The sequence below is a fragment of the Pseudomonas sp. FP453 genome, assembly GCF_030687495.1.
In the GTDB taxonomy this organism is placed as follows: Bacteria; Pseudomonadota; Gammaproteobacteria; order Pseudomonadales; family Pseudomonadaceae; genus Aquipseudomonas.
This window is the reverse complement of sequence record NZ_CP117435.1, coordinates 372,640-391,579: the sequence shown is the minus strand read 5'-3', so window position 1 is coordinate 391,579 and position 18,940 is coordinate 372,640. Positions and strand designations below refer to the sequence as shown.

The following is an 18,940-nucleotide window of genomic DNA, read 5'->3' as shown; positions in this document are numbered from 1 at the left end:
CGCCCTAAACCCCCATTCCAGGGCATTTACGCTTCTTTTCGGAGCCTTGGTTTGGTTTTTGCATTTTCCTTGTATCAGCGCGTGCCTCAAGCCCGCGCCTTGCTCCAAAAGAGGTCCTGATGACCATCAGCGATGCACTGCACCGTTTGCTACTCGACAACCTGACCACCGCGACCATCCTGCTCAATGACGACCTGCGCCTTGAGTACATGAACCCGGCGGCGGAGATGCTCCTGGCCATCAGCGGCCAGCGCAGCCATGGGCAGTTCATCAGCGAACTGTTCACCGAGTCGGCCGAGGCCTTGAGCTCGTTGCGCCAGGCGGTGGAGCAGGCACACCCGTTTACCAAGCGCGAAGCGATGCTCACCGCCCTCACCGGCCAGACGCTGACCGTCGATTACGCCGTGACCCCGATCCTCAGCAACGGCACGACCCTGCTGTTGCTCGAAGTGCACCCCCGCGACCGCCTGCTGCGCATCACCAAGGAAGAAGCGCAGCTGTCCAAGCAGGAGACCAGCAAGATGCTGGTGCGCGGCCTGGCCCATGAGATCAAGAACCCGCTCGGCGGCATTCGCGGCGCGGCGCAGCTGCTGGCCCGTGAGCTGCCCGACGAGAACCTCAAGGACTACACCAACGTCATCATCGAGGAAGCCGACCGCCTGCGTAACCTGGTGGACCGCATGCTCGGCTCCAACAAGCTGCCGTCCCTGGCGATGACCAACGTGCACGAAGTGCTGGAGCGCGTCTGCCAACTGGTCGAGGCCGAAAGCCAGGGCTGCATCACTTTGGTGCGCGACTACGACCCAAGCATTCCCGACGTGTTGATCGACCGCGAACAGATGATCCAGGCGGTGCTCAATATCGTGCGCAACGCCATGCAGGCCATCAGCAGCCAGAACGAGCTGCGCCTGGGCCGCATCAGCCTGCGCACCCGCGCCCTGCGCCAGTTCACCATCGGCCATGTGCGCCATCGCCTGGTGACCAAGGTCGAGATCATCGACAACGGCCCGGGCATTCCTGCGGAACTCCAGGAAACCATTTTCTTTCCCATGGTCAGCGGCCGCCCGGACGGTACCGGGCTGGGCCTGGCCATTACCCAGAACATCATCAGCCAGCACCAGGGTCTGATCGAATGTGAGAGCCATCCTGGCCACACCACGTTCTCGATCTTTCTGCCACTGGAACAAGGAGCCCCATCGACATGAGCCGTAGTGAAACTGTCTGGATCGTCGATGACGACCGTTCTATCCGCTGGGTCCTCGAGAAAGCCTTGCAACAGGAAGGCATGACCACCCAGAGCTTCGACAGCGCCGACGGCGTGATGAGCCGCCTGGCACGCCAGCAGCCCGACGTGATCATCTCCGACATCCGCATGCCCGGCGCCAGTGGCCTGGACCTGCTGGCCCGCATTCGCGAGCAGCACCCGCGCCTGCCGGTGATCATCATGACCGCGCACTCGGACCTGGACAGCGCTGTCGCGTCCTACCAGGGCGGCGCCTTTGAATACCTGCCCAAGCCGTTCGACGTGGACGAGGCGGTGGCGCTGGTCAAGCGCGCCAACCAGCACGCCCAGGAACAGCAAAGCCAGGAAGCCCCACCGGCCCTGACCCGCACCCCGGAGATCATCGGTGAAGCGCCGGCGATGCAGGAAGTGTTTCGCGCCATCGGGCGCTTGAGCCATTCCAACATCACCGTGCTGATCAACGGCGAATCCGGCACCGGTAAAGAACTGGTGGCCCACGCCCTGCACCGGCACAGCCCACGGGCGGCGTCGCCGTTTATCGCGCTAAACATGGCGGCGATTCCCAAGGACTTGATGGAGTCCGAGTTGTTCGGCCACGAGAAAGGCGCGTTCACCGGCGCGGCCAACCTGCGGCGCGGGCGCTTTGAACAGGCCGACGGCGGCACGCTGTTCCTCGATGAAATCGGCGACATGCCGGCCGACACCCAGACCCGCCTGCTGCGTGTGCTGGCGGACGGCGAGTTCTATCGCGTGGGCGGGCACACGCCGGTCAAGGTCGACGTGCGCATCATCGCGGCGACCCACCAGAACCTGGAAACCCTGGTACACGCGGGCAAGTTCCGTGAAGACTTGTTCCACCGCCTCAACGTGATCCGCATCCACATCCCGCGCATGTCGGACCGTCGCGAGGACATCCCGACCCTCGCCCGCCACTTCCTCAGCCGCGCCGCCCAGGAGCTGGCCGTCGAGCCGAAGCTGCTGAAAAGCGAGACCGAGGAGTACCTGAAAAACCTGCCATGGCCGGGCAACGTGCGCCAGCTGGAGAACACCTGCCGCTGGATCACGGTGATGGCGTCCGGCCGCGAAGTGCATATCAGCGACCTGCCACCGGAACTGTTGAGCCTGCCGCAGGACTCGGCGCCGGTGACCAACTGGGAGCAGGCGCTGCGTCAGTGGGCCGACCAGGCATTGGCACGCGGCCAGTCGAACCTGCTGGACAGCGCGGTGCCGGCGTTTGAGCGGATCATGATCGAGACGGCCCTCAAGCACACCGCTGGTCGTCGTCGCGATGCGGCTGTGCTGCTGGGCTGGGGCCGCAATACCTTGACGCGCAAGATCAAGGAATTGGGGATGAAGGTCGATGGCGGCGATGATGACGAGGGCGATGACGCCTGACATCTCTCTCACCTCCACCGAAAATCCAATGTGGGAGCGGGCTTGCCCGCGATAGCGCCGTGTCAGCCACTGAAAATGCTGGCTGATACACCGCTATCGCAGGCAAGCCAGCTCCCACAGTTGTTTTGTGCTGGAGCCAATACTGTGCACCGCTTCAAGGCACCATGAACCGGCATTGGGCATGGAACCAACACATGAAACTTCAGCGTCGCTGATAAAAACCTGAAAACCAAAAACACCAAAGCCCCGTATTCCGGGGCTTTGCGCTTTCTGTAAAAAGTTTTTTGCACAACCTGGCCACTCTGGCACGCCCCCTGCAATAACCCTCGTACAACCCAGTTTCGGGGACCTTGGTACAGGCAGGCCGAGAATCCCCTCTTTACACCCGGGGTGCTCGATGCGAACCGCGTCGCGCTCCACACCGCTTTGGGGAACCTTGGTACAGGCAGGCCGGGGATTCCCTCTTTAACACCGAAGCCCGTGCGGCTTCAGCCCGTTTTGGGAGCCCTGGTACAGGCAGGCCGGGAACTCCCTCTTTTATTGCTCCTGGAGATGGATCTCCAACCGCCAGCGGCCTTCGGCCTTCTCGCCCTTCCACTCCCCGCGCAACGGCCGAGCCGCCACCAGGTTCAGCAGCAGGCCGCCATCGGTCTTGCGGATGCGCCAGTTCACGTCCTTGTCATTGACCTTGAGTTGCCCACTGGCCGCCTTGCCCTGGGCGTCGAACAGCAGCGCCACGGTGCCGTCGACATGCTCGCCGTGCAGCTTGGGTTCGCTGTTGAACCACACCACCACGCCGTCCGCCGCCGTCTCGACCTGTTGCAGTTCGATGGGGTCCGCAGTGGTCAGGCGACCAATCATCAGCCCCACCATCATGCCGACAATCGCCAAAGAGCCCATGACCCTCGGCATTAGCTTCGGTCTTGGGTCCTCTTCGGGAGTAGAATGCAGCGCATCTTTACCTTCGGAGCCGTGCATGTTTCACGTCATCCTTTTTCAACCAGAAATTCCGCCGAATACCGGCAACGTTATCAGGCTGTGCGCCAACAGTGGCTGCCACCTGCATTTGATCGAGCCCCTGGGCTTCGACATGGACGACAAGCGCCTGCGCCGCGCCGGGCTGGACTACCACGAGTACGCCACGCTCAAGCGCCACGCCGACCTGGCCAGCTGCCTGGAAAGCCTGGGGCACCCACGGCTGTTCGCGTTCACCACCAAGGGTTCGCGACCGTTTCATGATGCCAGCTTTGCCGAAGGGGATGCCTTCCTGTTTGGCCCTGAGAGTCGCGGTCTGCCGGCTGAGGTGCTGGATGCCCTGCCCGATGGTCATCGCTTGCGGTTGCCGATGCGTGAAGGGTGCCGCAGCTTGAACCTGTCCAACACCGTGGCCGTCGCTGTCTATGAAGGCTGGCGTCAACTCGGTTTCAAGTAATACACAAAACAAAATGTGGGAGCGGGCTTGCTCGCGAAAGCGGTGTGTCAGTCAATGAAGATGTCGACTGAAGTACCGCATTCGCGAGCAAGCCCGCTCCCACATTTGATCGGTGTCGCTGTTCAGAACCGCTTACTGAACAGTCGACGAACCTTCCTGTTGCATGCGCTGCAGCTCTTGCGCGTACAGGGCATCAAAGTTCACCGGTGCCAGCATCAGCGCCGGGAACGAGCCACGGGTGACCAGGCTGTCCAGGGTCTCACGGGCATACGGGAACAGGATGTTCGGGCAGAACGCGCCCAGGGTGTGGCTCATGGACGCTTCGTCCAGGCCCTGGATCAGGAAGATACCGGCCTGTTGCACTTCAGCGATGAAGGCGACTTCTTCGCCGTTCTTCACGGTCACCGACAGGGTCAGCACGACTTCGTGGAAGTCGCCTTCCAGTGCCTTTTGACGGGTGTTCAGGTCCAGCGCAACGCTTGGGGTCCATTCCTGGCGGAAGATCGCCGGGCTTTTCGGCGCTTCGAACGACAGGTCACGCACGTAGATGCGCTGCAGCGAGAACTGTGGGCCTTGGTCTTGCGCAGCTTCGGTGTTCTGTTGGTCAGTCATCGCAGATCCTTGTGATCTTGGGGTCTTTTAGGGGTTAGGCGAGCAGCGCATCCAGCTTGCCGGCGCGCTCAAGGGCAAACAGGTCGTCGCAGCCACCGATGTGCTTGGCGCCGATCCAGATCTGCGGCACGGACGTGCGCCCCGCCTTCTGGGCCATTTCGGCACGCACCTGGGGTTTGCCATCGACCTTGATTTCTTCGAAGGCAACGCCCTTCTTCTCCAGCAAGGCCTTGGCCCGCATGCAGTAAGGGCACCAATCGCTGGAATACACGACAACCTGGCTCATATCACTTCACCAGCGGGAGGTTATCGGCTTTCCAACTGCCGATACCGCCGGACAGCTTGGCGGCGGTGAAACCGGCCTTGAGCATTTCGCGGGCGTGGGTGCCGGCGTGCTGGCCCTGGGCATCGACCAGGATGATGGTCTTGGCCTTGTGTTTTTCCAGCTCGGCCAGGCGCGCGATCAGCTTATCCTGTGGAATGTTCAGGGCACCGACGATATGGCCGGCGGCAAAATCCTTGGCCGGGCGGATGTCCACGACAACGGCCTCATCCTTGTTGACCAGCGCGGTCAGCTCCGCTGTGCTCAGGCTGCGGCCACCACGGCTCATCTCGTGAGCGATCAGCAGCGCCAGCAGGATGACGAAGGCACCCACGAGCAGATAGTGGGCAGTGGCAAATGCAATCAGGTGATCAACCATCAAGGAGGTTCCAGGGCGTTAAAATGGCGGTAAGTATACACAGCCGCCGGGGGGGGCCAACCCCCGTAAAGCGGTGACGCGGTCGGAACTTCGCTTTAAACTGCCACTCCCTTTTCAATCGCCTTCCTTTATTACCGCCACGAGAGGATCTATGACTACTACGCCTAAACCTTTGGTCCTGATAATTCTCGATGGCTTCGGACACAGTGAAAGCCACCACGACAACGCGGTATACGCGGCCAGGAAGCCCGTCCTCGACCGCCTGACCGCGACGATGCCCAATGGCCTGATCTCCGGTTCCGGCATGGACGTGGGCCTGCCGGACGGCCAGATGGGCAACTCGGAAGTCGGCCACATGAATCTCGGCGCCGGACGAGTGGTCTATCAAGACTTCACCCGCGTGACCAAAGCGATCCGCGATGGCGAGTTCTTCGAGAACCCGACCATCTGCGCCGCCGTCGATAAAGCCGTGGCTGCCGGCAAGGCCGTGCACTTCATGGGCCTGTTGTCCGATGGCGGCGTCCACAGCCACCAGGACCACCTGGTCGCCATGGCCGAACTGGCCTTCAAGCGCGGCGCCGACAAGATCTACCTGCACGCCTTCCTCGACGGCCGCGACACCCCGCCGAAAAGCGCGCAATCGTCCATCGAACTGCTGGACGCCACCTTTGCCGCCCTGGGCAAAGGCCGCATCGCCAGCCTGGTCGGCCGCTATTTCGCCATGGACCGCGACAACCGTTGGGATCGCGTGTCCCAGGCCTACAACCTGATCGTCGACGGCCAGGCCGAATTCAACGCCGCCACTGCCCAGGAAGGCCTGGAAGCCGCCTACGCCCGTGGCGAGAGCGATGAATTCGTCAAGGCCACCACCATCGGCGAGCCGGTCAAAGTGGAAGACGGCGACGCCGTGATCTTCATGAACTTCCGCGCCGACCGCGCCCGCGAGTTGAGCCGGGTGTTTGTCGAAGACGGTTTCAGCGAGTTCGAGCGCGCGCGCCAGCCGAAAGTCCACTACGTCGGCCTGACCCAATACGCCGCCAGCATCCCGGCCCCTGCCGCTTTTGCGCCGGGCAGCCTGGAAAACGTGCTGGGCGACTACCTGGCGAAAAACGGCAAGACCCAGCTGCGCATCGCCGAAACCGAAAAATACGCCCACGTGACCTTCTTCTTCTCCGGCGGTCGTGAAGAACCGTTCCCGGGCGAAGAGCGCATCCTGATCCCGTCGCCCAAAGTCGCCACCTACGACCTGCAGCCGGAAATGAGCGCGCCGGAAGTCACCGACAAGATCGTCGACGCCATCGAACACCAGCGTTATGACGTGATCGTGGTCAACTACGCCAACGGCGACATGGTCGGCCACAGCGGCAACCTCGCCGCCGCGACCAAGGCCGTGGAATGCCTGGACGAGTGCGTCGGCCGCATCGCCGAAGCGCTGGAAAAAGTCGGCGGCGAAGCGCTGATCACCGCTGACCACGGCAACTGCGAGCAAGATGTCCGACGAATCCACCGGCCAAGCCCATACCGCCCATACAACCGAACCGGTGCCGTTCATCTACGTCGGCAAGCGTGATCTGAAAGTACGTGAGGGTGGCGTGCTGGCCGATGTGGCGCCAACCATGCTGAAGCTGATGGGGCTGGAGAAGCCGGCTGAGATGACCGGCACCTCGATCCTGGTCTAAATCTCGGATACACCACATAACAGTGTGGGAGCGGGCTTGCCCGCGATAGCGGCAGATCAGTAGCCATTTATGTGGCTGACCCACCGCCATCGCGGGCAAGCCCGCTCCCACATTTGTTTTGCACAGCTTTCAGAGATGTCTTTTAGCCATACCCCCGCCACTCGGCACCTATCTTGGCCCCCAGCCCGAATTGGACGTTTTTTTTGCAGCAGTTGGCGGGCATACTAGGCCGTCCATTTCCCTGGTGTCGCCCGCCTCTATGCTTCGCGCCTTGATTCCCCTTGCCCTTGTCTGCCTGCTCCAACCGGCGTTTGCCGATGAGCGCGCACAAACCCAACAACAGTTGGACGCTACGCGTCAGGACATTACCGAGCTGAAAAAGCTGCTCGGCAAGCTCCAGGAAGAAAAATCCGGGGTGCAGAAAGACCTGCGCGGTACGGAAACCGAGATGGGCAAGCTGGAGAAGCAGGTCCAGGAGCTGCAAAAAGAATTAAAGAAGAGCGAGTCGGAACTGGAGCGACTCGACGCTGAGAAAAAAAAACTCCAGGGCGCACGCGTTGAACAGCAACGCCTGATCGCAATCCAGGCCCGTGCCGCCTACCAGAGCGGCCGCCAGGAATACCTCAAGCTGCTGCTGAACCAGCAGAATCCGGAAAAATTTGCGCGCACCCTCACCTATTACGACTACCTGAGCCAGGCGCGTCTCGCGCAACTGAAGGGTTTCAACGAGACCCTGCGCCAGCTGGCCAACGTCGAGCAGGAAATCGCCGACCAGCAATCACAGCTGCTCGACCAGAAGACCGCCCTCGACACCCAGCGCGATCAGTTGGAACAGGTGCGCAAGGAACGCCAGCAGGCCCTGGCCAAGCTCAATGACGACGTGAAGGCCCGCGACGCCAAGCTCCAGGCCCGCGAGCAGGACCAGGCCGACCTGGGCAAAGTCCTCAAAACCATCGAAGAAACCCTGGCCCGCCAGGCACGTGAGGCCGAAGAAGCGCGCCAGAAAGCGCTGATCGCCCAGCAGGAAGCCGAAAAAAAGCGTCAGCGTGAGGCCGAGCTGGCCGCCACCACGGATGCTCCGGCGCCGCGTAAACCGGCGCATGCAGCCCCTGGCCCGCTGGTTTCCAGCGCCGGCGAGAACTTCGGCGGCCCTTTTGCTTCAGCCCGCGGCAAACTTCCATGGCCAGTTGATGGTCGACTACTGGCACGCTTCGGTGAAACCCGTGGCGATGACACCCGTGCCAAGTGGGATGGGGTGATGATCAGCGCCTCCTCCGGCAGCCAGGTCCACGCCGTCCACGGTGGCCGTGTGGTGTTTGCCGATTGGCTGCGGGGCGCCGGTTTGTTGGTGATTTTGGACCACGGTAATGGCTATTTGAGCCTTTACGGCCACAATCAGACTTTACTCAAGTCGGCAGGTGATGTTGTAAAAGCCGGTGAATCCATCTCCACTGTCGGTAACAGTGGTGGCCAGGATACCCCGGCGCTGTACTTCGCTATTCGTCAGCAGGGCCGCCCGAGCGATCCTGCACAATGGTGCCGTTCCCAAGGATAGGGCCGCATCTACATTAGGAGTTCGTTCGACATGCTGCATTTGTCCCGCCTCACTTCGCTGGCCCTGACCATCGCCCTGGTGATCGGCGCGCCCCTGGCTTTCGCCGCACCGGCCGCACCGGCTGCACCTGCAGTGACCACCAAGGCGCCACTGCCGCTGGACGAGCTGCGCACCTTTGCCGAGGTCATGGACCGGATCAAGGCAGCTTATGTCGACCCCGTAGACGACAAGACCCTGCTGGAAAATGCCATCAAGGGCATGCTCAGCAACCTCGACCCGCACTCCGCCTACCTCGGCCCGGAAGATTTCGCCGAACTGCAGGAAAGCACCAGCGGTGAGTTCGGCGGCCTGGGCATTGAAGTCGGCTCCGAAGACGGCAACGTCAAGGTGGTCTCGCCCATCGACGACACCCCGGCATCCAAGGCAGGCATCCAGGCCGGTGACTTTATCGTCAAGATCAACGGCCAGCCGACCCGTGGCCAGACCATGACCGAAGCCGTCGACAAGATGCGCGGCAAGATCGGCCAGAAAATCACCCTGACCCTGGTGCGCGATGGCGGCACGCCGTTCGACGTGACGCTGACCCGCGCGACCATTGTGGTCAAGAGCGTGAAGAGCCAGCTGCTGGAGTCGGGCTACGGCTACATCCGCATCACCCAGTTCCAGGTCAAGACCGGCGACGAAGTGGCCAAGGCCCTGGCCAAGCTGCGCAAGGACAACGGCAAGAAACTCAACGGCATCGTGCTCGACCTGCGCAACAACCCGGGCGGCGTGTTGCAGGCGGCGGTGGAAGTGGTCGATCACTTCATCACCAAGGGCTTGATCGTGTACACCAAGGGCCGTATCGCCAACTCCGAGCTGCGCTTCTCGGCCACCGGCAACGACCTCAGCGAAAACGTGCCATTGGCCGTGCTGATCAACGGCGGCAGCGCCTCGGCGTCGGAAATCGTCGCCGGTGCCCTGCAAGACCAGAAACGCGGCGTGCTGATGGGCACCACCAGCTTCGGCAAAGGCTCGGTGCAAACCGTGCTGCCGCTGAACAACGACCGCGCCCTGAAGATCACCACCGCGCTGTACTACACGCCGAACGGCCGCTCGATCCAGGCCCAGGGCATCGTGCCGGACATCGAAGTGCGCAAGGCCAAGATCACCAACGAGGCCGACAGCGAGTACTACAAAGAGGCGGACCTGCAAGGTCACCTGGGCAATGGCAACGGCGGTGCCGACCAGCCAACCGGCAGCGCCGCCAAAGCCAAGCCAATGCCGCAGGACGATGACTACCAACTGGCCCAGGCGCTGAGCCTGCTCAAGGGCTTGAGCATCACCCGCAGCCGTTGATATGCGTTTTGCCCTGATCATCGCTGTGCTGTGCAGCCTGGCCGGAGTCGCTCACGCGGCGCCGGCCAGCGAATCGCACAAAGCCTACCTGACCCTCATCATCGACGACCTCGGGCAAAACCTGCCCCGGGATCGTCGTGTGCTGGCCCTGCCTGGGCCGGTGACCACGGCGATCATGCCCGACACGCCCCACGCCGCCGAATTCGCCCGCGAAGCCCACAAGGCCGGCAAGATCGTCATCCTGCACATGCCCATGGACCCAGCCACCGGCCCGTTCGCCTGGCACCCCGAGCTGCCCATCGAAGAGCTCGGCAAACGCCTGGACGCCGCGTTCAAGGCCGTGCCCTACACCGCCGGCATCAACAACCACATGGGCAGCCGCATGACGGCGCAACCGGCAGCCATGGCCTGGCTGATGGCCGAGTTGCAACGGCGCAACAAGTTCTTTGTCGACAGCCGCACCAGCGCACAAACCGTGGCCGCCGCCGAAGCACAGAAGATCGGCCTGGCCAGCGTCTCGCGGGACGTGTTCCTGGATGACGAGCGCACCGAAGCGGCCATCACCACGCAATTGCAGACCGCAATCAAGCTGGCCCACAAGCAGGGCTCGGCAGTGATGATCGGCCATCCGTACCCGCAGACCTTGGCGGTGCTGGAGCGCGAGCTGCCCAAGCTCAAGGCCCAGGGCGTCGACTGGATCGACATCAAGCTGATGATCAGCGTGCGCAGCAACCAAGCCATGGCTGGGCATGGCAAGGACGGCACCTACCGCCCCGCTAGATAAGTACCGCCCCCGTTCTCCGCGCGTCCTGAATAGTGGGTCCTTCGGCTATTGATGCAAAAGGAACCCAACCCTATGGACTCGCTGATCTTCAAAGATTTGCTGATCAACTTCACCAGCGACTTCACCCCACTGTGGAATGATCGGGGCTCCGGCGCCCAACTGTCGGTCAGCTACTGGCGGCCGATTCCTACCGAGCATTTTCATGGCTTTCACATTCTCGGGGACTTCGCCAGCAGCGATTACAACAGCATCGTGAGAAACCGCATTGTCGCGATAGTGAGCGACGCCAACGGGCCTGACGGCACTGCCCTGCGCCCGCCCGTGGACTACCAGCGCCTCTGGAGCGACACCGGCACCGGTGCGGATACGCACGGCGCCATCTGGAAACCCATCGCCCCAGAGGGCTACGTGGCGCTCGGCATGTTATGCACCCTCGGTTATGAAAAGCCGTTATTGAGCACCATGCGATGCATCAGGGCTGACCTGGTGATCGCGTCCTATGTCGGCGACATGATCTGGAACGACCGGGGCAGCGGCGGCGACAGCGACTTCAGTGCCTGGTCCGTTCAACCGCCGAAGGCCGCATCCGGGGAGTTGTACTTCTCATCCGGCACCTTCATCGGTGTGCCCAGCTACGAAAAGCCGGACATCCACATCAACGCGCACGCGCTGCGCATGCAGATGCCGCTGGAAGCTTTCACGCCTTCCCCGGTGCCAGCACTTGCCAACTTCAACAAACCACCCAGTGTCGAACCCAGCAGCGTGACCTACATCACGCGCTTGCCATGGTTCATTGTGAAAGACCCAAACCTGCAAAACCACGAGCAGCTAAGGCTGTCACCTGAATACCGCCTGGAGCGGTCTGATCGTTTTATCCTGGTCGGGTTTGGCCACAACACCAGTTCGGTGACACAAGCCTTCGATTGGACGGCCACTCACGGCGAAAGTGGCGGGCACTCCCATACGCTCTCTGACACAACCCTCGTCGAAGTGGGCTTCGAGTGGCAATTCAGCGTATTCAAGAACTCGATAAAGTTCTCCGCCAAGTTCAACAACAGCGTCACCCACACCAAGACATCCTCCATTGGCTGGAGCACAACCACGTCCCTGAAAGTGACCGCCGTAGTGCCCAGCCAAAAAGCCGTGGCGGTGTATTTGATCCAGAGTGATTACCGCCTGCTACGCCGAGATAATGGGCAAATATCCACGAGCATCAGCTATACCGACGGCAATAGCGTGTATTGGAGCGAATTCCCGCCGACGCCAGAACGTGAAGTGACTGTGAGCTGCACGCCCATCGAACAACCGCCCAGCCTAGAGTGAGCCCTCAGATACATCTAGATAAGTACCGCTTGCCCTCACCTTGCGTCCTGAATAGTGGGCACTTCGACCCACTCTTACAGGACGCTTCATGAATATCCCCCACATCGCCCTTTACGGCCTGCTGCTCGCCAGCCTGCCCAGCACGCTGATGGCCGCGCCCACTGATTTTGGTGAAGGCCTGCCGAACGCCAGCCCAGCGCGCTTGCTCACCAATGCCCGAAACGAGCACAGCCATTGGAATGGGGTCGGCCGCATCAGGAACGAGGCCCAAACCCTGTGCACCGCAACGCTTCTGGACACCCGGGGCGCCACCGGAAAGTCCGGCCCGGCGTATGTGCTCACCAGCAGCCACTGCCTGCATCGCCTCAATGGCGCAGTGCAAAAAGACCTGCCGATCAAGGGCAGCGTCAGCTTCAACTATTTCGACGACACCTTGGAGTCGATCAAGACCTACCCGCTCAAAACCTTGAAATGGGGCAGCAGCCAGGGCATGGACCTGGCGATTATCGAGTTGCAGGCCCCCTTGGCTGCATTGCTCAAGGACGGTATTGCCCCACTCAAACTCGCCGAAGAAGTACCCGCCGATGGCAACGACATCCTCGCGCTGACGGCCCCGGAATGGGACACGCTGCACCTTTCGGCATGCGTCCAGCAAAGCTCCAGGGAACTGGTGGAGCAGCCGTTCGTATGGCGGGTCACCATGAAAAACCAATGCGAAGGCGTTGAGCGCGGCAGCTTTGGCGGGCCATTGCTCGACCGGGCAACCAATACCCTGTTTGGCATTCTCAGCACCAGCACCAAGGGGCAGCCCGAAGAGCGAAAATGCCAGCGGGACGCCCCATGCGAGGTCCGTGACGGCCACCCCTCGTGGCATGCAGAAACCAATTACGGCAGCCCGACGACCTTTCTCAATAAATGCTTCACCGCCGGGGTACTGGAAGCTGACAGTGAGCACTGCGAGCTTTTCCCGACCACCACGATCACCTTCAACAACCCGGAACCGATCCAGCAATACTTCATCAAGAAATCCGGCAGCAAAGGCAAGGACATCGTGCCTCGCTGGAACCTGACCTTCACCACCAACACGCCGCTGTACCGCTACAAGGCCACACGGCGTGCCATTGACTGCGAAAACCCTGTGCACTACAGCACGCCGATCAACGCCGACAAGGCGCATATCACCGACGCCATAGGCCCACAGACTGGCATGCACATGCTCTGCATCGTTGGGGTCGAATCCGCCGAGCAACAGGTCACCAATGGCATGATGCGCAATGCCTTGACGCTGGCAGTTGAGCTCGCCGAACCGGGTCCTGCACGTACGCCTAACCTGACCATCAGCCTGGACCGGCTTGGCCTCGGTGCTTATACCGTGATCTGGAACCTGGCGCCGCCGTTCATGCAGCGATACACCTATAAATATGGGCCGGCGGCAACTACCGATTGCCTTCGTCCTGCAGGCTTCTTGCCGATTCCCACCCCGCCAGCGAGCGAGGACGACGAGGAGCCCATCGAGCTGGTGTATCCACTCAATGACTTCCCCGCCATGCCGCCGGAGAAATTCGCCCAAGTGATCAACGTCAGAAACACCCCCATCAAGATCTGTACCTATGCATTCGACCAGGCAGACCAGCCCTCGACCCTGCGGGTCGATTTGCTTAAACCGCGCTGAATACGCCCTAAATAGCTACTGCCTGCCGCTGCCTGGCGTCATCGATAGTGAGCCTTCCAACCCTCTGGAGAGTTCACCGATGAACCCACTGCAATTCAAAGACCTGCTCATCAGCTTTACCAGCGAGTTCCTGCCGCTATGGAACGACAAGGGATCGGGCGCCCACACCGCCATAGGCCTGTGGCGGCCCAGCAACGCCGCCGACGCGCTGGGCCAGTTTTTCTCGCTGGGGGATGTCGCCACAAACAGCTACCGCAATATCAACCAGCGCAGGATCGTCGCTGTCGTCAGTGAAGCCGATAAGCTCAACGGCACCGCGTTGCGCCCGCCGGATGACTATGAATTGGTCTGGAAGGATACCGGCTCAGGTGCCCGCACCGATTTCTCCATCTGGCAGCCGCTGGCACCGGAAGGCTATGCGGCGATGGGCCAGGTGTGCGGCGTGGGCTACGAAAAGCCCTCGCGCAATGCCGTACGTTGTGTCCGTGCTGACCTGGTAGCGAGCGCCCAACCCGGCCAATTGATCTGGAGCGACAAAGGCAGTGGCGCGCCCAACGACTTCAGCGCCTGGACGATAACGCCACCGGACGCAGCCCCCGGAGAACTTCACCTGGCGCCAGGTACGTTTATCGGTAACGCCCGCTACACCAAACCCACCCTGCCGGCCTACACCCTGCGCCTGGCACTGGCCGCACAACTGCGCGAGCCCCTGCCGGCGCCCGCCCTCACTGGCTACGAAAGCCCCGCAGACCAGCAAATTGTGTCTACACCGCAAGTGTGCGAGCTGCCCTGGTTCAGCGTAAAAGATCCGGAGCTGAGTGCCATCGAGCAACTGCAAACCTCCCCCATCTATCGCCTGGAGCGGAACGATCGCCACCTTCTCGCCGGTTTTGGCCACAACACCGCCACCACCAGCCAACCGTTCATGTGGACAGCCACCAAGGGCGAAATCGGCGGGCACTCCAGAGCCTTGGCCTCCACCTCCTGCGTCGACTTGTGCAACGAATGGCCGCCCAGGTATCGCACCTTCGAGCTAGGCTTCTCGGCCAACCTTGAGCAGGTTTTTTCCCACACCCAACGCTCGGCCAAAGGCATGGAACCATGCCTCACCGCTGGAAATCATCACCTACGTTCCGGCGAAGAAAGCCGTCGCGGCGTACCTGATCCAAAGTGAATACCGCTTGCTGCGCCAGGACGGCAGCCAGGTTTCGGCCACCGTCAGCTACACCAACGGCGATCAGGTCTATATGAGTGAGTTTCCCGCTGCCGAACCGGCGCACAGCGAAGAACCGGCAGTGGAGCCTGTGCTAGAGGTAACCGGCCATGATCCGGTCGACAACGCCCTCACCTCGTAACTGATCAAGCGCCGCCTGCAACTTGGCGACCACCTCATCCGGCACCTGCTTGTTCAGCGCGAGGTACAACTGGGCACTGTTGAAGCGCAGTACGGTCTTCAGGCCTGTGACCCCCACCTGGCGCGCCAGGTAACGCCCGGCCGGATCGCCCGTGGCCCAGAGGTCGATCTGGCCATCCAACAGCTTTTGCGCGTTGTCCTGGTCGCGCAACACCACAAGCGGGTTGAGCCCCTGCTTTTCCAGGGTCTCGGCAATGGCATCGCCCTTGTAGGCGCCGATCTTGTAGCGACGCGCCTGTTCAAGGTCGGCCAACTGGATCTTGCTGTCAGCCTTGGCCAGTAGCACCCAATCGTCCGGGCCGATGGGGCCGACCCATTTGAACAGGGCTTCGCGGTCCGGCAGGCGAGCCATCACGAACACGCCGTAGCCGGGTTTTTCCAGGGCGAGTTTGTAGATTCGCTCCCAAGGAAAACGCAGAGTGAGGTTGTAGGAGATGCCGGCACGGTTGAAGGTTTCGCGCACGATGTCCACGGCGATGCCTTCGATGTTGTCTTCCTTGGCGAAGTTCTTGCCGTTTTTCGCCATGTTGTAGGGCGGGAAGTTTTCCGTCAGCAGCACCAGGGCGGTGCCAGACGGTGCTTCGGCGTGGGCCGACCCCGTCAGAAGGATGGACGTACTGGCAAGGGCTAGCAACAGGTGTTTGAACATGAAGGGCTACCGGAATCCATGGCAAGCGCAGAGAGTGCCGCGCACTTGCCATGGTGTCCAGCAGCGTTTAGCGCACGACGATACCGCGCGCCGCCATGTAGGCTTTTGCCTCGGGAACGGTGTATTCGCCAAAGTGGAAAATACTCGCCGCCAGTACCGCACTGGCGTGGCCTTCAATGACGCCGTCAGCCAGATGCTGCAGGTTGCCGACGCCGCCGGAAGCGATCACCGGAATCCCCAGCGCGTCGCTGATGGCACGGGTGACGCCAAGGTCGAAGCCGTTTTTCATGCCGTCCTGGTCCATGCTGGTCAGCAGGATTTCACCGGCGCCCAGGCCTTCCATCTTCATCGCCCACTCCACCGCGTCCAAGCCGGTAGGCTTGCGCCCGCCGTGGGTGAAGATCTCCCAACGCGGGGTTTCACCCGGGCCGGAGACTTTCTTGGCGTCGATGGCCACCACGATGCATTGCGAACCGAAGTGCTGCGCGGCTTCGCCGACGAACTCCGGGTTGAACACGGCGGCGGTGTTGATCGAGACCTTGTCCGCGCCGGCGTTGAGCAGGTTGCGGATGTCTTGCACGGTACGCACGCCACCGCCCACGGTCAGCGGGATAAACACCTGGCTGGCCATGCGCTCGACGGTATGCAACGTGGTGTCGCGGCCGTCGACGCTGGCGGTGATGTCGAGAAAGGTAATCTCGTCGGCACCTTGCTCATCGTAGCGACGGGCGATTTCCACCGGGTCGCCGGCGTCGCGGATGTTCTCGAACTTGACGCCCTTGACCACGCGACCATTGTCGACGTCCAGGCAAGGGATGATGCGTTTGGCCAGCGCCATGGTCAGTCCTCAGCCGTTGTAGGCGTCGCAGTAAGCCTGGGCTTCGGCGACGTCCAGGGTGCCTTCGTAGATCGCACGGCCGGTGATGGCGCCGATGATGCCGGGGGCCTTGGCGTCCAGCAGCGACTTGATGTCACCCAGGTTGTGGATGCCACCGGAAGCGATCACCGGGATCTTGGTCGCGGCGGCCAGCGCGGCGGTGAACGGTACGTTGCAGCCCTGCATCATGCCGTCTTTGGCGATGTCGGTATAAACGATGGCGGAGACGCCGTCGGCTTCGAACTGCTTGGCCAGGTCGATCACCTGCACGGTGCTGATTTCAGCCCAGCCGTCGGTGGCGACAAAACCGTCTTTAGCGTCCAGGCCCACGATCACTTTGCCCGGGAACGCACGGCAGGCTTCGGCGACGAATGCCGGGTCTTTCACGGCCTTGGTGCCGATGATCACGTAGCTCACGCCCGCCTTGACGTAGTGCTCGATGGTTTCCAGGGAACGGATACCGCCACCGATCTGGATCGGCAGGTTGGGGTAGCGCTTGGCGATGGCCGTGACCACTTCGCCGTTGACCGGCTGGCCTTCGAAGGCGCCGTTCAAGTCCACCAGATGCAGGCGACGGCAGCCCCCTTCCACCCATTTGGCAGCCATGCTCACCGGGTCATCGGAGAACACGGTGGAGTCTTCCATACGGCCTTGGCGCAGACGGACGCAGGCGCCGTCCTTGAGATCGATAGCGGGGATAATCAGCATCTGGCAAACCTTATTCGATATTCAGCAATGCTTGGGAAATCAGGGTTTCTCAAGCGACCACAGGTCGCTTTCGATGCTTTCGAACCTTTCTTTAAGGAGCGTCTGTGCATCGAAAATCGCCCGGTTGTAATAGTGCGGCGCCACTTCATTGGTAAACAGTTCGAGGATCTCGGCGACCTCGAACGAGCCAAGCTTGAGCTCGAAGCGATCTTCCATGAACCGCTTGATCTTGAGGGTAGCCTCACTCTCCTGTTCGGGCGTGAGGTTCAAGAGCGGCAGCTTCGGCTTCTTGGCCATTTACCAGCGCCCGTTCCAGGCGGCGAAGTTCTGCAGCAACTGCAGGCCATGGGTATGGCTCTTCTCCGGGTGGAACTGCACGGCAAAGCGCGAACCTTCGGCCAGCGCGGCGGCGAAATCGACACCGTAGTGCCCGCCCCCCACCACCTGGGCCGGGTTGCCGGCGGCGATGTAGTAGCTGTGCACGAAGTAGAAGCGCGCCAGGTCCGGAATGTCATGCCACAGGGGGTGATCCACCGTCTGGCTGACTTCGTTCCAGCCCATGTGCGGGACTTTCAGGTGGGCGCCGTCTTCGTGCAAGTCCTTGCCGAAGAACTTCACCTGGCCCGGAAACAGGCCGATGCAGTCCACGCCGTCGTTCTCTTCACTGCGGTCGAGCAAGGCTTGCATGCCCACGCAGATGCCGAGGAACGGACGGTCCTGGCTGACTTCACGCACCAGGCTGTCAAAGCCCAGGCGGCGGATCTCGGCCATGCAATCGCGAATCGCGCCAACGCCGGGGAATACCACCCGGTCGGCTTCGCGAATCACGTCTGCATCGCTGGTGATCAGCACCTTGCCGGCACCTACGTGTTCGAGGGCCTTGGCCACCGAGTGCAGGTTACCCATGCCGTAATCGATAACCGCGACCGTCTGCATTACAGGACGCCCTTGGTCGAGGGCATTTGCCCGGCCATGCGGTCATCCAGCTCCACGGCCATGCGCAGGGCGCGGCCGAAAGCCTTGAACACGGTTTCGATCTGGTGGTGGGTGTTGGTGCCACGCAGGTTGTCGATGTGCAGGCTGACCAGGGCGTGGTTGACGAAACCCTGGAAAAATTCCTGGAACAGGTCGACGTCAAAGCCGCCCACGGTGGCGCGGGTGTAGGGCACGTGCATCTGCAGGCCTGGGCGGCCGGAGAAGTCGATGACCACACGCGACAGCGCTTCGTCCAGCGGGACATAGGCGTGGCCGTAGCGACGGATGCCTTTTTTGTCGCCGATGGCCTTGGCAAACGCCTGGCCGAGGGTGATACCGACATCCTCCACGGTGTGGTGGTCGTCGATATGCAGGTCGCCCTTGCTGACGATATCCAGGTCGATCAGCCCGTGACGGGCGATCTGGTCCAGCATGTGCTCAAGAAAAGGTACACCGATATCAAATCGGGCCTTTCCGGTGCCATCCAGGTTGATCGAGGCTTTGATCTGGGTTTCCAGAGTGTCGCGCTCGACGGACGCCTTACGTTCGGCCATCACCAGCTCCGCAAAATCATTGGGCGAAA

The 18,940-nt window shown here is 61.7% G+C and carries 20 protein-coding genes and 1 pseudogene; 11 read left to right on the top strand and 10 right to left on the bottom strand.

Annotation, left to right across the window (positions count from 1 at the left end; all coding sequences use genetic code 11):
* Window positions 1-119: 119 nt before the first annotated feature.
* Both glnL and ntrC read left to right on the top strand, forming a co-directional pair.
* Window positions 120-1,205: a nitrogen regulation protein NR(II) gene (gene glnL / locus PSH87_RS01730; RefSeq protein ID WP_017734850.1), complete on the top strand. Its 1,086-nt coding sequence runs from the start codon at window positions 120-122 to the stop codon at window positions 1,203-1,205.
* Complete coding sequence (gene ntrC / locus PSH87_RS01725; RefSeq protein WP_017734849.1) at window positions 1,202-2,638, top strand: nitrogen regulation protein NR(I); 1,437 nt, start codon at window positions 1,202-1,204, stop codon at window positions 2,636-2,638. Before glnL ends, ntrC begins: the two co-directional genes overlap by 4 nt.
* Before the next feature lie 537 nt (window positions 2,639-3,175).
* Here the strand turns inward: ntrC and PSH87_RS01720 are convergent.
* Window positions 3,176-3,616, bottom strand: coding sequence for a hypothetical protein (locus PSH87_RS01720; protein WP_305432243.1), 441 nt, complete (start codon window positions 3,614-3,616; stop codon window positions 3,176-3,178).
* Between PSH87_RS01720 and PSH87_RS01715 the strand changes: the two genes are divergently transcribed.
* The gene (locus PSH87_RS01715) at window positions 3,615-4,070 is read left to right on the top strand and encodes a tRNA (cytidine(34)-2'-O)-methyltransferase (protein WP_003171120.1); all 456 of its coding nucleotides are present in this window, start codon (window positions 3,615-3,617) and stop codon (window positions 4,068-4,070) included. The two genes, PSH87_RS01720 and PSH87_RS01715, sit on opposite strands and share 2 nt — an antisense overlap.
* Window positions 4,071-4,202: 132 nt before the next feature.
* On the opposite strand, the gene secB is transcribed toward PSH87_RS01715, so the two are convergent.
* From secB to PSH87_RS01700, 3 genes are read right to left on the bottom strand one after another with little or no spacing between them, the layout of a single operon-like run.
* Window positions 4,203-4,682 carry a protein-export chaperone SecB gene (secB, locus tag PSH87_RS01710; protein ID WP_003171119.1) on the bottom strand — a complete coding sequence of 160 codons (480 nt, stop codon included), beginning with the start codon at window positions 4,680-4,682 and terminating at the stop codon, window positions 4,203-4,205.
* Between the two features lie 34 nt (window positions 4,683-4,716).
* Entirely contained in the window at window positions 4,717-4,968 is a 252-nt protein-coding gene (gene grxC, locus PSH87_RS01705; RefSeq protein WP_017734847.1) for a glutaredoxin 3, read from the bottom strand.
* 1 nt (window position 4,969) lies between these two features.
* Complete coding sequence (locus PSH87_RS01700; RefSeq protein ID WP_017734846.1) at window positions 4,970-5,383, bottom strand: rhodanese-like domain-containing protein; 414 nt, start codon at window positions 5,381-5,383, stop codon at window positions 4,970-4,972.
* A gap of 151 nt (window positions 5,384-5,534) precedes the next feature.
* On the opposite strand from PSH87_RS01700, the pseudogene gpmI reads away from it, so the two are divergent.
* The 8 genes and pseudogenes from gpmI (at window position 5,535) to PSH87_RS01660 (ending at window position 15,089) form a co-directional block, all read left to right on the top strand.
* Window positions 5,535-7,062, top strand: a pseudogene (gpmI, locus tag PSH87_RS01695) (2,3-bisphosphoglycerate-independent phosphoglycerate mutase).
* 259 nt (window positions 7,063-7,321) lie between these two features.
* The gene (locus tag PSH87_RS01690; protein WP_305432242.1) at window positions 7,322-8,617 is read left to right on the top strand and encodes a murein hydrolase activator EnvC; all 1,296 of its coding nucleotides are present in this window, start codon (window positions 7,322-7,324) and stop codon (window positions 8,615-8,617) included.
* A gap of 30 nt (window positions 8,618-8,647) precedes the next feature.
* Entirely contained in the window at window positions 8,648-9,955 is a 1,308-nt protein-coding gene (locus PSH87_RS01685; protein WP_017738358.1) for a S41 family peptidase, read from the top strand.
* A gap of 1 nt (window position 9,956) precedes the next feature.
* On the top strand, window positions 9,957-10,739 hold the full coding sequence (locus PSH87_RS01680) for a divergent polysaccharide deacetylase family protein (RefSeq protein ID WP_305432241.1): 783 nt from the start codon (window positions 9,957-9,959) through the stop codon (window positions 10,737-10,739).
* A gap of 72 nt (window positions 10,740-10,811) precedes the next feature.
* Window positions 10,812-12,062, top strand: a complete 1,251-nt coding sequence (locus PSH87_RS01675) for a Vps62-related protein (protein ID WP_305432240.1) — start codon at window positions 10,812-10,814, stop codon at window positions 12,060-12,062.
* 88 nt (window positions 12,063-12,150) lie between these two features.
* Window positions 12,151-13,734 (top strand): trypsin-like peptidase domain-containing protein, encoded by a 1,584-nt coding sequence (locus tag PSH87_RS01670; protein WP_305432239.1) that lies wholly within the window; start codon window positions 12,151-12,153, stop codon window positions 13,732-13,734.
* A gap of 79 nt (window positions 13,735-13,813) precedes the next feature.
* A complete protein-coding gene (locus PSH87_RS01665; protein ID WP_305432238.1) occupies window positions 13,814-14,908 on the top strand; it encodes a Vps62-related protein in 1,095 nt (364 codons plus the stop codon).
* A 7-nt stretch (window positions 14,909-14,915) separates the two neighbouring features.
* On the top strand, window positions 14,916-15,089 hold the full coding sequence (locus PSH87_RS01660; RefSeq protein WP_305432237.1) for a hypothetical protein: 174 nt from the start codon (window positions 14,916-14,918) through the stop codon (window positions 15,087-15,089).
* On the opposite strand, the gene PSH87_RS01655 is transcribed toward PSH87_RS01660, so the two are convergent.
* The 6 genes from PSH87_RS01655 to hisB all read right to left on the bottom strand — a co-directional run bounded on the left by PSH87_RS01655 (window position 15,042) and on the right by hisB (window position 18,911).
* Complete coding sequence (locus PSH87_RS01655) at window positions 15,042-15,797, bottom strand: ABC transporter substrate-binding protein (protein ID WP_305432236.1); 756 nt, start codon at window positions 15,795-15,797, stop codon at window positions 15,042-15,044. The two genes, PSH87_RS01660 and PSH87_RS01655, sit on opposite strands and share 48 nt — an antisense overlap.
* Before the next feature lie 67 nt (window positions 15,798-15,864).
* Window positions 15,865-16,635, bottom strand: a complete 771-nt coding sequence (gene hisF / locus PSH87_RS01650; RefSeq protein ID WP_003171107.1) for an imidazole glycerol phosphate synthase subunit HisF — start codon at window positions 16,633-16,635, stop codon at window positions 15,865-15,867.
* Window positions 16,636-16,644: 9 nt separating this feature from the next.
* Window positions 16,645-17,382, bottom strand: coding sequence for a 1-(5-phosphoribosyl)-5-[(5-phosphoribosylamino)methylideneamino]imidazole-4-carboxamide isomerase (gene hisA, locus PSH87_RS01645; RefSeq protein WP_003187784.1), 738 nt, complete (start codon window positions 17,380-17,382; stop codon window positions 16,645-16,647).
* A gap of 39 nt (window positions 17,383-17,421) precedes the next feature.
* The gene (locus PSH87_RS01640; RefSeq protein ID WP_017738355.1) at window positions 17,422-17,679 is read right to left on the bottom strand and encodes a DUF2164 domain-containing protein; all 258 of its coding nucleotides are present in this window, start codon (window positions 17,677-17,679) and stop codon (window positions 17,422-17,424) included.
* The gene (gene hisH, locus PSH87_RS01635; RefSeq protein ID WP_305432235.1) at window positions 17,680-18,318 is read right to left on the bottom strand and encodes an imidazole glycerol phosphate synthase subunit HisH; all 639 of its coding nucleotides are present in this window, start codon (window positions 18,316-18,318) and stop codon (window positions 17,680-17,682) included. It abuts the gene before it with no gap.
* Window positions 18,318-18,911, bottom strand: a complete 594-nt coding sequence (gene hisB, locus PSH87_RS01630; RefSeq protein ID WP_003218037.1) for an imidazoleglycerol-phosphate dehydratase HisB — start codon at window positions 18,909-18,911, stop codon at window positions 18,318-18,320. Before hisB ends, hisH begins: the two co-directional genes overlap by 1 nt.
* Window positions 18,912-18,940 lie beyond the last annotated feature (29 nt).